Origin of the sequence: Companilactobacillus keshanensis, assembly GCF_003946205.1 — a bacterium.
In the GTDB taxonomy this organism is placed as follows: Bacteria; Bacillota; Bacilli; order Lactobacillales; family Lactobacillaceae; genus Companilactobacillus; species Companilactobacillus keshanensis.
Genome location: NZ_RHOS01000001.1, coordinates 180,914 through 195,759 on the forward strand (window position 1 = coordinate 180,914; position 14,846 = coordinate 195,759).

General features: G+C 35.8%; 15 protein-coding genes. 10 read left to right on the top strand and 5 right to left on the bottom strand.

Features of this window, described 5'->3' with window-relative positions:
* Positions 1–315 precede the first annotated feature (315 nt).
* From trpX to EKM64_RS00875, 3 genes are read left to right on the top strand one after another with little or no spacing between them, the layout of a single operon-like run.
* On the top strand, positions 316–1,323 hold the full coding sequence (gene trpX, locus EKM64_RS00865) for a tryptophan ABC transporter substrate-binding protein (RefSeq protein ID WP_125674619.1): 1,008 nt from the start codon (positions 316–318) through the stop codon (positions 1,321–1,323).
* Positions 1,320–2,210: an ABC transporter permease gene (locus EKM64_RS00870; protein WP_125674621.1), complete on the top strand. Its 891-nt coding sequence runs from the start codon at positions 1,320–1,322 to the stop codon at positions 2,208–2,210. Before trpX ends, EKM64_RS00870 begins: the two co-directional genes overlap by 4 nt.
* On the top strand, positions 2,207–2,956 hold the full coding sequence (locus EKM64_RS00875) for an ABC transporter ATP-binding protein (protein ID WP_125674623.1): 750 nt from the start codon (positions 2,207–2,209) through the stop codon (positions 2,954–2,956). Before EKM64_RS00870 ends, EKM64_RS00875 begins: the two co-directional genes overlap by 4 nt.
* Before the next feature lie 139 nt (positions 2,957–3,095).
* On the opposite strand, the gene EKM64_RS00880 is transcribed toward EKM64_RS00875, so the two are convergent.
* The 3 genes from EKM64_RS00880 to EKM64_RS00890 all read right to left on the bottom strand — a co-directional run bounded on the left by EKM64_RS00880 (position 3,096) and on the right by EKM64_RS00890 (position 6,196).
* Positions 3,096–4,226: a serine hydrolase gene (locus EKM64_RS00880; protein WP_125674626.1), complete on the bottom strand. Its 1,131-nt coding sequence runs from the start codon at positions 4,224–4,226 to the stop codon at positions 3,096–3,098.
* A 133-nt stretch (positions 4,227–4,359) separates the two neighbouring features.
* On the bottom strand, positions 4,360–5,019 hold the full coding sequence (locus tag EKM64_RS00885) for a B3/B4 domain-containing protein (RefSeq protein WP_125674628.1): 660 nt from the start codon (positions 5,017–5,019) through the stop codon (positions 4,360–4,362).
* Positions 5,020–5,056: 37 nt separating this feature from the next.
* A complete protein-coding gene (locus EKM64_RS00890; protein ID WP_125674630.1) occupies positions 5,057–6,196 on the bottom strand; it encodes a trans-sulfuration enzyme family protein in 1,140 nt (379 codons plus the stop codon).
* A 529-nt stretch (positions 6,197–6,725) separates the two neighbouring features.
* Between EKM64_RS00890 and EKM64_RS00895 the strand changes: the two genes are divergently transcribed.
* From EKM64_RS00895 to EKM64_RS00910, 4 genes are all read left to right on the top strand, one after another.
* A complete protein-coding gene (locus EKM64_RS00895) occupies positions 6,726–7,517 on the top strand; it encodes a WxL domain-containing protein (RefSeq protein ID WP_164505262.1) in 792 nt (263 codons plus the stop codon).
* 229 nt (positions 7,518–7,746) lie between these two features.
* A complete protein-coding gene (locus EKM64_RS00900) occupies positions 7,747–9,123 on the top strand; it encodes an amino acid permease (RefSeq protein ID WP_125674634.1) in 1,377 nt (458 codons plus the stop codon).
* A 126-nt stretch (positions 9,124–9,249) separates the two neighbouring features.
* Positions 9,250–10,188, top strand: coding sequence for an AEC family transporter (locus EKM64_RS00905; protein WP_125674636.1), 939 nt, complete (start codon positions 9,250–9,252; stop codon positions 10,186–10,188).
* A gap of 9 nt (positions 10,189–10,197) precedes the next feature.
* A complete protein-coding gene (locus EKM64_RS00910) occupies positions 10,198–10,863 on the top strand; it encodes a YoaK family protein (protein ID WP_125674638.1) in 666 nt (221 codons plus the stop codon).
* Positions 10,864–10,936: 73 nt separating this feature from the next.
* On the opposite strand, the gene EKM64_RS00915 is transcribed toward EKM64_RS00910, so the two are convergent.
* Positions 10,937–11,485 (bottom strand): GNAT family N-acetyltransferase, encoded by a 549-nt coding sequence (locus EKM64_RS00915; protein ID WP_125674640.1) that lies wholly within the window; start codon positions 11,483–11,485, stop codon positions 10,937–10,939.
* 229 nt (positions 11,486–11,714) lie between these two features.
* Between EKM64_RS00915 and EKM64_RS00920 the strand changes: the two genes are divergently transcribed.
* On the top strand, positions 11,715–12,146 hold the full coding sequence (locus EKM64_RS00920) for a MarR family winged helix-turn-helix transcriptional regulator (protein WP_125674642.1): 432 nt from the start codon (positions 11,715–11,717) through the stop codon (positions 12,144–12,146).
* A 259-nt stretch (positions 12,147–12,405) separates the two neighbouring features.
* Here EKM64_RS00920 and guaB read toward each other — a convergent pair whose 3' ends face one another.
* Positions 12,406–13,884 carry an IMP dehydrogenase gene (gene guaB / locus EKM64_RS00925; protein ID WP_125674645.1) on the bottom strand — a complete coding sequence of 493 codons (1,479 nt, stop codon included), beginning with the start codon at positions 13,882–13,884 and terminating at the stop codon, positions 12,406–12,408.
* A gap of 222 nt (positions 13,885–14,106) precedes the next feature.
* Between guaB and EKM64_RS00930 the strand changes: the two genes are divergently transcribed.
* Both EKM64_RS00930 and EKM64_RS00935 read left to right on the top strand, forming a co-directional pair.
* On the top strand, positions 14,107–14,442 hold the full coding sequence (locus EKM64_RS00930; protein ID WP_125674647.1) for a DMT family transporter: 336 nt from the start codon (positions 14,107–14,109) through the stop codon (positions 14,440–14,442).
* A 1-nt stretch (position 14,443) separates the two neighbouring features.
* Positions 14,444–14,758: a DMT family transporter gene (locus EKM64_RS00935; RefSeq protein WP_125674649.1), complete on the top strand. Its 315-nt coding sequence runs from the start codon at positions 14,444–14,446 to the stop codon at positions 14,756–14,758.
* Positions 14,759–14,846 lie beyond the last annotated feature (88 nt).

Consider the following 14,846-nt stretch of genomic DNA (forward strand, 5'->3'; position numbering starts at 1 on the left):
AGAAAAAGTAGGATTTTATATTGACAAGATTTGATTTATGAAATAACATTTTACCCATCAACTAGTTAGGAGATTTCACTTATGAAAAATTTTAATTCTCTAAACATCGTGAATAATCGTTGGCAAAGCCGCTAATTCAGGTTGATCCGTTATGGATGCAATCTGAAAAGGATTGTATCCATGTCGGCTTATTAAACTACGTTTAAATAACACCCACATGGAATAAGTTTAAATTTCATGTGGGATTTTTTTGTTCATCAAGACAATCTCACTATGCTGAGATTGTCTTTTTTTATATATTTAGGGGGAGAAAATATGAAACACACGAAACGATTATACGGCACTCTTATCTTCTTATTCGCATTCCTAGTATTTGCATTCTTTTATACAGGGCATACTGAAAAAGTTGCTAAGAATAAGATTCCAAAGGTTGGCGTCTTGCAATTAATGTCACATCCGGCCTTAGACCAAATTAATAAGGGATTAGATGATACCTTGAAGAAACATGGCTACATCAATGGTAAAAATATCAAAATTGAATTTCAAAATGCTCAAGGTGACCAAAGTAACCTAAGAACTATCAGTAAACAATTTGTTGAAGATAACGTTGATGTGGCTGTTGGTATCGCCACTCCATCAGTTCAATCATTGAAGAATGCAACTTCAAGTATTCCAATCGTCATGGGTGCTGTTACTGATCCGAAGGGATTCGGTATCATCCCTAGCAATACTAAACCAGGTGGTAACATTACCGGAGTTTCCGATCAAGCACCTCTTGAGAGTCAACTAAAATTGATCAAGCAAATTATGCCGGACTTGAAAACCCTAGGGATTGTCTATACATCAAGTGACATGTCGGCTACTACCGAAATGAAGGCTATGAAGAAACTCGCCGAAAAAAACAATATTCAAGTTAAGGTTTCAAGTATCAGTAATGTTAATGATCTGCAACAAGTTGCTACAAACTTGTCAGAGAATTCTCAAGCAATCTTTGTTCCAACTGATAACACTGTAGCTAGTGGTATGAAACTATTATCTAGTATCGCTGGCAAACAAAACGTTCCTGTTTTTCCAGCAGCAACCACAATGGTTAAAGATGGCGGTCTTGCAACCATCGGCCTCAGCCAATATGAGTTAGGTCAAAAGACTGGTGACGATGTTATCAAGATCCTCAGAGGAAAAGGAAAACCCGCTACAATGCCTGTAACATTTATTAAAAAAGGACACTTGATACTTAACGAAAAGAAAGCCAAGGAACTCAATATTCAATTCCCTGACTCACTAGTTAAAAAAGCTCAAAAAGAAGGGAAGATCATAAAATGAATCTAATAATATCAACCATCAGCCAGGGCTTTATCTGGGCTATCATGGCTATCGGTCTTTTCATTACATTTAGAATTTTAGATTTCCCTGATATGACTGTTGAAGGAAGCTTTCCTCTTGGAGCCGTCACAGCAGTCATGTTGATTCAACACGGATATTCCGCCGAAATCGCTTTACTAGTTGCCTTCATCTTTGGTAACTTAGCTGGTTTTGCAACTGCCTTTATGTACACAAAACTTCATATTCCCAGCCTTTTAGCCGGAATTCTAACAATGACCGCTTTATATTCAGTCAATTTAAGAATCCTTGGTAAAGCTAATATGTCATTAACCAAACCAAACAATATTTTTAATAAATATGGTTTGAACAAACTACCAGTTAATTTCAACGGTATTATTCTAGGAATAATCATTATTGCTATCATTACCTTCCTATTGATAATCTTTTTAAACACCGAAAAGGGTCAGGCTGTCATTGCTACTGGTGATAATGAAATCATGGCAGCATCTCTTGGTATTAACACAACTGTTATGAAATTTATCGGTATTATGGTCTCAAATGGTATTGTTGCTCTAACAGGTGGAATGATTGCTCAACAAAATGGATTCGCCGACGTTAACATGGGTATCGGCTCTATCGTTATCGGACTTTCAGCTATCATCATCGGAGAGGTTTTATATCCTGATGTTCCATTAAGTATCAGAATCATCACAATCGTAATTGGTTCCATCGTTTATCGTTTGATCCTAATGATAGTTCTACAATTAGGATTTAATACCAACGATTTGAAACTTATCTCAGCTATCATTTTGGCACTATGTTTAGCACTTCCTACTATTAGAGAACAATTCTTCAGAGCATTCAGAAACGGGGTCAGATCAAAATGAAACCATTACTAGAAATTAACGATGCAGTCAAAACAATTTATAATGATAATCAAAATTTAAATATCCTCGATGGAATCAATTTAGAAATATATCCAAAGGATTTCATCGTCGTACTTGGTACAAATGGTGCTGGGAAATCAACATTACTAGACGCCATAACAGGCGCAAATAAATTGACCTCCGGTGAAATCAAATTAAATGATGAAGATATCACTCAAAAGAATCTTGCTAAAAGAAGCCGTTATATTAGCCGCGTTTATCAAGATCCAAAGCTTGGAACATCCCCTAGAATGACTGTTGCTGAAAATCTTCTTCTAGCGCAACGACGCGGGCTTCCTCGTAGATTACGTCTTCGTAAATTAAATGACAATATAGAAAAGTTCAAGGAACTAACAAAAGATCTTCCTACTTTGGATAATCGTTTAAATACCTTTACCGAAAAACTATCTGGTGGTCAAAGACAAACTTTGAGTTTTTTAATGGCTATAATTCAAAAACCTGAATTGTTACTATTAGATGAACATACAGCTGCACTTGATCCACAAACTAGTCAAGAATTAATGGAACTGACTAGTAAGGTTATCATGGAAAAAGAATTAACATGTTTGATGGTTACTCACAATCTAACTGAGGCCATCAAATATGGTAATCGTCTGATAGTTTTGAAAAAAGGGAAAATCATCTTGGACTTAGATAAAGATCAAAAATCTAAATTAAAAGAACAAGATTTACTAGAGTACTTCTAAATCCTAAGTTCCTTTCTTCCGACTATTTGATTTTAAAATGATTAATATAACTATATTAATAGGGAGTTGAATCACACCTGATTATTTCAAGTGTGATTCAACTCCCTATTTTGGCTCTATAGAAGGTCAATCCTAATCTTTATTTATCAAGAACTTCTTGAGTAACCTGCTTACCAAGAGAACCCATAGCAGATTTTTGTTCATCAGAATCGCCATTTTGACTCATTACTACTAATACAAAGGCTTTATTTCCACGTTTAAAAATTGCCGCATCATTTTCAACACCATACTGTGCATATTCACCAGTTTTATTGTAAACATCAACCACGTTGGTATTTATATTAGCTGGTAATTTAGAATGGTTACTTGTATTACTTAAAATCGACAACATCTGTTTATCGTATTTATCTGAAACAACATCATGATGATAGAGCTTCCTCATGAACATGGCCAAATCATGTGCCGTTGTCATATTATCTTTACCCTCACTGAGCGCATCTTGATCCATCAACATACGTTCCATCTTGGTATTGCGACTCAGATCAAGTTCATCGATCTCATCATTAACAGCATCTAAACCACCGATTTCTTTGGTAATAATATTAGCGGCAGTATTGTCACTCTTAGTGATCATGTAATCGATCAAGTCACGATATGTCAATGAGTCACCGACTTGCATATTTTGAACAACACCAGTTCCACCGACTTTATCTTCACTAGTTAGTTCATAACGGCCGTCAAGTGACATATCACCATCATCAATTTTTTGGTAAGCGGCTGCCATGATATAAACTTTGATATCACTCGCTGCTCGTTGAGGATCTTCGTCATCACCATAACTAGCAGAATCATTATTGTTCAAATCATAGTAAAAAGCTGACGTATCACCTTTGATACCTCCTAAATTATTAGAAAGCAAAGACTTCACATCTGAATTAGTCTCTGAACTATGTTTTTGTGAGGAATCATCATCTGACTGTTTGTCGTTACTATCAGATATTGATTTAGTTTGTTCAGTCTGACTATTCTCATTTCTATGATGTGTCATATAATCATATCCACCGGCGGCTACCAATAAGATAATTATGATCAACCAAATGATCATTGACTTATTACTTTTCTTTGGCTTATGTGGTGGTGTAGATTGTGATTGTTGTTGTATTGGTTTCACTGATTGTTGTGGTTGTCTATTTTCAAATGGTGCTCCACAATTCTCGCAGAACTTTGAATCGGCCGCATTCAAATGTCCGCATTTTTGACATTTAATCATATTAATTCCCCTTGATATTTAAAAAATAGCATATATTAATCCTTACTATATAATAGCAATTACGGCTTTCTTTTTAAATACAGTAAAAAATTATAAAAAAAGCATTATCAGAGATATTTCATCTGATAATGCTTTATTCAATAATCCTTTGTTCTTTAATAGATATATTTTGTAAGTACCCCTTCGCATATTTTTTAACTGAAGTTTGAACATCTTCTTTACTATCATCATCTAAACCAAACATGTAGGCCACGATAACAGCTTTCTTAGTGTCATTACTGATCATAGCTCTAGTAGAATCTGACGTTGGACCACCAAAGGGACTTTCATCATCTTCTAGCAATAACATGTTTTCTAAGTTGATAGCTTTTTTTCCGATACCATGATAAGTTGCTCCAGCTTTTCCCGTTGTCAAAGTAACATCGTCAGAAATTTTTTCAATATCGTAGCTACCAAATGGCAATTTATAAATCAAAGAAAAATAATTATTCAAATCAACTAATGCATTAATTTGATATAATCCTTTACCCTTTATAAGTCTGCGCCACAGACTATCAGATGAAGGTCTGAAACGAGATGGATCTTTGCCGAGGTCTTTATATATTTTTTTCGTAGCGATAATTGTTGGATCTTCTCTGATAGTTTCCAGAGTATCAGAGTGACTTATTCGTTCATTTAGTGGATTCAACAATTCATCCCACATCTTCTGATCATATTCTTGATTCTCAAAATTAATTACAGTTATCCCTAATGACACTTTATTTTTTAACTTATCATCAATCTTAAAATTCATTTTAATTTCTCCTAAGTATCTTAATCATACTATGTGATTAAATACTTGCAAAGGTTTGTTTCAAATCGTCTAACAGATCTTCAGGATCTTCCACACCAACGGATAAACGGATCAACTCGTCCTTAATGCCATTTTTTAAACGAATATCACGCGGTATCGCACTGTGAGTCATTACAGCTGGTACTTCAATCAAACTTTCAATACCACCAAGGCTTTCAGCCAAATCAACCAATTGAAGATTTTCTACAAATGTTTTAGGATCAAGTCCATCTTTTAATTCAAAAGAGATAATGGCACCAAAACCATGCATCTGGTCCTTGGCAATCTCATAACCTTCACCATCCGGATCACCTGGATAATAGACTTGACCCACTTTCTTATTATTTTTTAGGTAATCAAAAATAATTTGGGCATTTTCTTGATGAACTCGCATTCTAACACCAAGAGTCTTAATTCCACGCATCAATAACCAACTATCATCTGGTCCCAGAACACTACCAATCGAATTCTGTAAGAAAAATAATTCATCAGCAAGTTCGTCATCAGCAGTAGCCACTAATCCAGCAACGACATCACTATGTCCGCCGAGATATTTAGTCGCACTGTGGAGAACTATGTCAGCACCCAAAGTCAATGGATTCTGATTGTAGGGCGTCGCAAAAGTATTATCAACGATGACTTTAAAATTATTCATATGTGCAATTCTAGCTATTTCTGAAATATCAGAAATTTTCAACAAGGGGTTAGTTGGTGTCTCCAAATAAATAGCTTTGGTATTTTCTTTTATAGCATCTTCAATGGCTTGTTGATCTCTCGTATCAACAACTGTAAATTCTAAGCCAAAACGTTTTAGCACTTTGTTGATCAATCGGAACGTTCCACCATAAACGTCATTACCAACAATTATGTGATCTCCATTTGAGAATAAAGAAAACACGGCATGAATAGCGGCTGAACCTGAAGCAAAGGCAAATCCATATTTTCCACCTTCAATATCCGCAATCAATTGCTCCAGTGCGTTACGTGTAGGATTTCCGGTTCTTCCGTATTCCCATTTTGATTCAGCACCCAATTTATGTTGGTGAAAAGTCGATGTTCTATAAACTGGAATTGAAACGGCTCCTGTTGCTTGATCCTCACTGATACCACCATGAATAAGCTTTGTATTAAATTTCATTTTTGTCACTCTCCTGATTTTAATTTGATAAACAAAAAAGGCGCAGATTCAAAAGAATCCGCACCTTCTACAAACATCATTATCGCCTTCAAAAACTTTTAGGCACTCAAAATGATGGTCCGCATAAGATGCGAGCCACAACAACATAAACTTTGAGTGTTAGTTAAAAGCATAAGAAGGCCTCCCGATGAATTTATGTTTAGAACATTATAACAACCTTATCATTCTGTCAAATAAATAATATTTTATCCACAAATTTTTAACTAGTGTTACTTATTGTAAATAAGATCAAAAAGTAATAACATCTTTACACATTCCCAAATATTAAAGCTCTAAACAACACGTTAATCCTCCACTAAAGCGCTCCATATTTGAGACGTTTATTTTTTAGATCAATTTATTCAAATAAAACTCAATTTTCATAGAAATAATAATTCATAAATTATAAAAATCCTTTACAAAAGCTGATGAAATAAGTATTTGGTTATTTGATATGATTTAAATAGAAACTTTGGGAGGGAGGTATACTGTGAAAATCATTAAAAAGGTACTATTTAGTGCATTAATCGCTACTTCTACCCTCCTAACTTTGTCCACAAACACAGTTAATGCAGATACTACTTCTGCCACAGTTTCCTCCGATGGAACCAGCCGGGCTGCTAACGGTACAGTCGTTGATTCAAAGAATTCCACAGTTTCGGTTACCGTTCTTTCTGGTATTTTAACTTTAGATGCCGTACCTGATTTTAGTTTCCGTGCCGTTGATGGTGCTACAGTTGGACTAAAATCCAATACAACTGACAATACTAATAATACTAACAACGCCGCCACTGCTAATAATGGTGATAGCGATGGTAATAACACAGGATTACTTCAAGTAACTGATTCTCGTGTATCAATTAGTGGTACAACTAATGATGCAAGTAATACAATGGCCTCCGGATTTACTTTAGGGGCCAGCATTTCAAGTCTTGAACCATTTGATAGCAAGGACTCCCCCATTTCAGGATTCAGTTTAACACTAAATCCACAGGCCCTAGTTGACGATGCGGGTAACACTGTAAATATCTATCCGGATTTAGCCTTACTTTCAAATAAGGCCGTTATGTCTGACACCGATAAAGGCGATACAGATGTAATCAATTTAGATCCAGGAAAGTATCGACCTGGTGTAGTTTCGGCCAATTTTTCACAGTTTACTGATGGCGCAAGTCTTTATCTACCAAAAGGCTCAGTTGCAAGTAGAACTAATGAACAAAAATATAATGCGGTAATTACTTGGACACTTACACCGAAACCTCAAAATACAATTGCACCATAAAATAATAGATTTATCTACCAGTTGAAATCCAACTGGTTTTTTTTTACTCTGAAATCCCTTTCAAATAATTATTTCTTACAAATAAACTAACTTATCACAATTTTATTAGAATTTTATTAAAAAAATCGAGATTTTTAGAAATGTTTGTAGTAAGATAAGACCCTATAGTAGAGTTACAGTTGTTTACCAGCTGTGAACAGGGATTAAATACGAAAGGTGGTCCATATTTATGGATAAGGAAAACAAAACGCTAAACCGTAGTTTATCGTCGCGTCAAATGCAGATGATTGCTCTTGGAGGAACTATTGGGGTTGGACTCTTCATGGGATCTGCCTCTACTATTAAATGGACCGGACCTTCAGTATTACTTGCTTATGCTTTTGCAGGTGTAATCTTATACATGGTTATGCGTGCTTTAGGGGAAATGATCTATGTTGATCCTTCAACTGGATCATTCGCAAAATTTGGATCTGAATATATTCACCCAGTCGTTGGTTATTTAACAGCCTGGAGTAATGTTTTTCAATATCTTTGTGTTGGTATTAGTGAAGTTATCGCCGTCGGAACTTACTTACAGTTCTGGTGGCCCAGCATGCCACAATGGATAGCAGGGGTTATCGTTGTCGTAACATTGTGTGCCGCTAATCTTACTTCTGTAAAAGCCTACGGTGAATTGGAATTCTGGTTTGCTTTAATTAAAGTTCTAACAATTATTTTTATGATTATTATGGGACTTTTGGTTATTATTTTCGGTGTCGGGAATCATGGTCAACCTGTTGGTATCAGTAACCTTTGGACAAACGGAGGTTTCTTCACTGGTGGTTTTAAAGGATTTGTCTTTGCACTATCAATCGTCGTTGGTTCATATCAAGGTATCGAAGTCATCGGTATTACGGCCGGTGAAGCTGAAGATCCACAAAAGAACATCGTCAAGGCCATCAGAACTATCGTTGGTAGAATCTTGATCTTTTATATTGGTGCAATTTTTGTTATCGTTTCGATCTATCCTTGGAACAAACTTGGTACGATCGGATCTCCATTTACCGAAACATTTGCTAAGGTCGGGATTACTTTTGCAGCTGAAATCATTAACTTCGTTGTTTTAACGGCTGCACTATCCGGATGTAATTCAGGTATTTTTAGTTCTAGTAGAATGTTATATACATTGGGTATAGAGCATAATTTGCCAAAGGCTTTTACAAAATTATCAAGACATCATGTCCCATATTTACCAGTTCTAACAATTTCTGCCGGTATTTTGATTGGTTTGATATTGAACTTTACATTGCCTGTCTTGTTCCATACATCAAGTAATGTCTTCGTCATTGTTTATAGTTCAAGTGTTTTACCTGGTATGGTTCCATGGTTTGTCATTCTCTTTAGTGAGTTAAAATTCAGAAAAGTTAACCAAGCACATATGGATGAACATCCTTTCAAAATGCCTTGGTATCCTTTCAGTAATTATTTTGCCATTATTTCACTATTAATAATTCTAGTTTTCATGTTCTTAAATCCTGAAACAACTGTTTCATTATTAGTAGGGGTAGTTTTCTTACTCGTCATGACGATTATTTACTTCATAAGAGAAAAGTTGGCTAAGGCCTAATTGTAAAAGTGTTTGCGACTACCGTTGCAAACACTTTTTTCTTTTCTGTTTAAAAAGTAGTTTCACGAGCATTTTAAAAGTGTAACATGTTATGGTATATACAAATTTACTAAGGGGATCTATCACATGGAAGTGTTTTTTCAAAGTGTCCAAGGTATTTTCATTATTATTGGTTTGATTGCTGTTGGTTACGTTCTGGCCCGAAGAAACTGGTTTACTGAAGATACAACTAAATTGATTGCTAAATTGGTTACGCAAATTGCTTTGCCAGCCTATATGATTTATACAATTACCAACGATTTTACAGCACATAAGTTGATTACTCTTTTACCGAATCTAGTCATCCCCTGTCTTTCAATGACTATTTTGATCGGTGTTTCTGTTCTAATGATCCGACTATTGAAAATTGATCCAAAGCATCGAGGATTATTCTCTTCAATGTTTTTCAATTCCAATACCGTCTTTGTTGGTCTACCTGTGAATATGGCGCTGTTTGGTTCACAAAGTTTGCCTTATGTATTGGTTTATTACATGGCTAATACGACTTTCTTTTGGACCTTAGGAACATATCTAATTCAAGTAGATGGTGAACAAAAGGGCTCTTTTAGTTTGAAAAAAACTTTAGGAAAACTTTTTTCTCCACCATTAATGGGTTTCATTATCGGTTTACTTTTAGTTATTTTTCACATTCAACTACCACATTTTCTTATGTCAGATTTTGAATATTTGGGCAATTTAACGATCCCCATGTCAATGATCTTTATTGGTATTTCTATTGCTAATGCTGGATTAAGCAACTTAACATTACATCGTGAAAATGTTGGAGTATTGTTCGGACGCTTTATATGTGCACCGCTTTTGATGAGTGCTTTATTCATATTCATCCCCGGACCAGCTTTAATGAAACAAGTCTTCATTATCCAAGCCGCAATGCCTGTTATGACTAACGCACCCGTTGTTGCTAAACTTTATCACGCCGATTCTAACTATGCCGCAGTCATGGTAACCGAAACTACCTTAATGAGTCTGGTCGTTATTCCAGTTCTCATGATGATAATTAAGTAGGAACTATCTATGGAAAAAGAATTCCCAATTTACGAGAGAACACTTATCGCTCAGCTGATGGCAATGACTTCTGGTGGCATTGATGCTTATTCATATCTGACCCATGGACATGTCTTTGCCAGTATGCAAACTGGTAATTTAATTTTATTAGGCGTGAATATAATTGACGGTAAATTCTCCGTTATTTTAAGTTACCTATTACCAATTTTGACATATTGCATCGCTGCGGTGATCACTAAATGGTTTCAACTTCACTTTCCTAAGGAATCTCGTATTGATCGTCAATCTTTGATTTTAACTTTTGAATTATTTGTCTTCTTGATTGTCGCCATCATCAGCGACATTGTACCGTTAGACATAACGATCCTCATGATATCTTTCGCTATCTCAGCACAATTTGTTGAATTCAGTTCCTTGCACGGAATGCCTGTTAATACATTGATGATGTCAGGTAATATAAAAAAAGTCGGAATGTTAACAGTTGATGGTATTATCAATAAGAAGCCCAAGTCAATTCGTCGTGCTAAAAGGAGTTTATTATTGATATTAGCTTTCTTTATCGGCATCATAGTCAGTGCCTGGGCCGTTAAAATGTTCGAGCGTCAAGCCATTTTATTTGAAGTATTAATTTTGTTAATTGCCTTATTCGTAGTTCATTTTAACAATCAACATTAAATTAGAAATAAGCTTATATTGAATTTAGAAATTAAAATTAAATTAAAAAGGAGCAGTCATTTGACTGCTCCTTTTAGTTTGCCATTGGTAATGAAACGGGAAGATTTAGTTTCTCGTATCCAATATTATAAACTTGTTTAACATTGCTGCTATTTAATACTTTAACCATGCCTGTTTCAACAAATCCCATCTTCTTGATGACATGTTGCATACCGAAGTTCTCAAGATGTGTATCAACTCTGATACCTTTGATAGTTGGATTAAGACTTAGTTCATCCAAAACAGCATTAAAAAGCTTTGTAGACAAACCTTCACCTCGATGGTTAGCTGACACTGCTACACGATGCAAAGCAACGTATTCGCCCTCTTGCGTCAACCATTGACCATCAAGTGTTTGATAACTCATATCTGGGCCAGAGATGGCAGAAATCGTTCCCAGGACTTCATCGTCTTCAACAAGAACATAGTTGTACCCATTATTAATATCGTGGACTAGGACATCCATATTCGGGTATTGTCCTCTCCATTGATTGATATTTTGGGCCGCCAGGTGGGCTTTCCCATCCAAGATTATTTGTTCAATTTGTGGTAGATCTCTCATTTCCGCATGACGTAACAACATTATTCTCACTTCTTTACAATTAATTTCTCCACTTTTTAACGCTTAGATACCTAAGCATTTAAATATCGATAAGTTAAGTTATAATACGTTTTCAAGTAACTGTCAAGTACTTAATTATTAAATATCTAACTATTAAGGATTGAAGTTTAAAAATCCCTATATTAACAGCCTATCCTAGCGTGCCATGTGATATAATTGTTGATATCAGACCTACAATGTGGAGGGTTATATGGAGGACAAAAAAGCTCAGGAGATAAATTATCTAATACATTCGATACTTTTTAATGAACAGAGATTATTCAATGAGCAGTCAACAAATTTAGACTTAACAGTACAACAGGCTAGAACATTAGAATTGATTCAAAAAGATCCCGGTATGATCCAGCGTGAGATTGCCGACGCTCTAAGTATTCGGGATGCCAGCGTTTCTAGTATGCTAAAGAATCTTGAACGTGATGGTTACGTAAAACGACGTAAAGATCGCCGCAGTGATCGTAATAAACGAATCTTTTTAACTGATAAAGGTGACGAGATCATCAAAGAGCTGGGGAATCTTTTTGAAGATGTCGAAAAGCAAATTGTTAAGCCACTCGAAAATAGTGAAACGAAAGACTTACTTGTACTTTTAAGAAAAATAGATGACGAGTTAAGTGAGGATTAATTGTTCCCGCTTTCCGCCTCCGGTTTTGAGTAATTCCACCTGTTGTGCGACCGGTTTCGTTACTCCAAACCTCCGGCTAAATAATTAGTTAAATTTAAATATTACTTTTATGTGACTATATTCCAGTGAAATCTCGGAATATAGTCCTTTTTAACGTAAAAAAATCCCTTCACAGCATCAGACATAATTCATCTGAAAACCATAAAGAGATCATAATATTATTTAAAAATTTAGTTAGAGGGTCCGGTTCACCAAAATTTTATCTTACAGAATAATTAGGTGCTTCTTTAGTAATTGTTACATCATGTGGATGTGATTCTTTCAATCCAGCATTAGAGATTTGTACAAACTGAGCATCTTGCAATTCAGTTAAATTATGTGCTCCAACATAACCCATACCTGAACGAAGACCACCCAACATTTGATACAAGACATCCCCAACGGCACCTTTAGCAGCAACACGGCCTTCAATACCTTCTGGGACAAGCTTGTTGGCTTCGTTAACACCACTTTGGAAATAACGATCTGATGAACCGTGTGACATAGCGGCTAAACTACCCATTCCACGGTATGTCTTAAAACGACGTCCTTGATAAATTTCAAAGTCGCCAGGTGCTTCATCAGTACCGGCTAACATTGAGCCTAACATAACGGCGTTACCTCCACCTGCTAGGGCTTTGACCATATCACCTGAATACTTGATACCACCATCAGCAATAATAGTTTTGCCATATTCATGTGCAACACTTGCAGAATCATAAACAGCCGTTAGCTGTGGAACACCGACACCGGCAACGATTCTTGTTGTACAAATTGAACCAGGTCCAATACCAACTTTAACAACATCAACACCAGCATCGTACAAGGCTCTAGTTCCTTCTGCTGTGGCAACATTACCAGCGATCAAAGTTGCTTCTGGGAAACGTTCTCTGATTTCTGTAATCTTTCTCAAAACACCTGCCGAATGACCATGAGCGGTATCAATAATAATGGCATCTGCGCCGGCTTTTAGTAGAGCAGTAGCACGATCAAAAGTATCACTAGTTACACCAACAGCAGCGGCAACTAACAAACGACCATATTTATCCTTAGCAGCGTTCGGGAATTCTTGAACTTTTTCAATATCTTTGATCGTTACTAAGCCACCCAAGCGGCCATTGTCATCGATCAATGGAAGTTTTTCGATCTTATACTTTTGCAAAATCTTTTCAGCATCTTTCAGAGAAGTTCCAACTGGTGCAGTAACAAGATTTTCTCTGGTCATTACTTTATCTATCTTAACTGAATAGTCACTGATAAAGCGCAGATCACGGTTAGTAATAATACCGACTAGCTTTAAATCTTCCATATTGGAAACAATTGGAACACCACTGATTCGATATGTATGCATCAAATCTTCGGCTGCACTGACTGGAGAATCTACGGTTAAATAGATTGGGTCAATGATGACGCCATTTTCTGAACGTTTTACTTTTAATACTTCATCTGCCTGTTGCTCAATGCTCATGTTCTTATGAATAACGCCTAAACCACCTTGGCGTGCCATAGCAATTGCCATTGGAGCCTCAGTAACAGTATCCATACTTGCACTCAAGATAGGTGTGTTTAACTTAATATTCTTAGCCAATTGAACTGAAAGATCTACTTCATTAGGTAGAACGTGACTTTCCGCAGGTACTAATAAAACATCATCAAAAGTGAATCCCTTTTTATCAAACTTTGTTTCCCATGCCGACATGGATAATCCTCCTAGATTTTTTGTTACCCAAATTAAGGGTAAAATTTATAAGATATCATAGTCGATTTTTGTAGACTAGTCAATTAAATGGTCTAGATAACCTTGATAGTAAGCGGTTACTAACAGATGCCAAAGCGGTTCATTTTTATAGGTGTGTGCTAGAATAATCACAGTTACACTTTGCTATAACTAATTTTCTATTTTTTCTTCGAGGTGATCAAAATGACTAAAAGTTGGTTTGAAATATTTATTGGCGCCTTACTCGAAGTAGTTTGGGTATCAGCTATGAAACATAATCATTCATTGCTTTCCGCAATCATTGTTATCCTGATTTTGATACTAAGTTTTTATTTAATGGTCGATGCCAGCAAAAATATCCCTGCCGGGACTACCTACGCTGTTTACGTTGGACTAGGATCATTATTCGTCGTTCTAGCAGGTGTATTAGTCTATCACGAGGCGTTTAACCTGACTAAGCTATGTTTTCTTATTCTATTAACAATCGGCGTTATCGGGCTTAAGAGGGTCACTGACATAGAAGAAAGACAGGCACACTAGAATGGATTGGATATTTTTATTATTGGCTGGATGTGGCGAAATGTCCGGGGTAACATCATTAGGGTATTATTCAAACACCAAAAATAAGGTTGCTTTAGGTGCCATGATAGTTTCATTTGTCTTCAGTTTTACATTTTTATACCTATCTTTACAGACCATCCCTATGTCGATCGGATATTCGATCTGGACTGGTATCGGTGCCGCGGGTGGATCACTCATGAACATGTGGCTCTTTAACGAATCCAAAAGTTTTAAGAGATTCTTCTTCATATTCTTAATTATCATTTCAGTAATTGGTTTAAAATTTATTGGCTAGGAAATTTATTTCCTAGCTTTTTTATTTACTTTCGATAATTATTTATCGTTTATCGATAAATATATGCTATAATCATTTCATAATACAA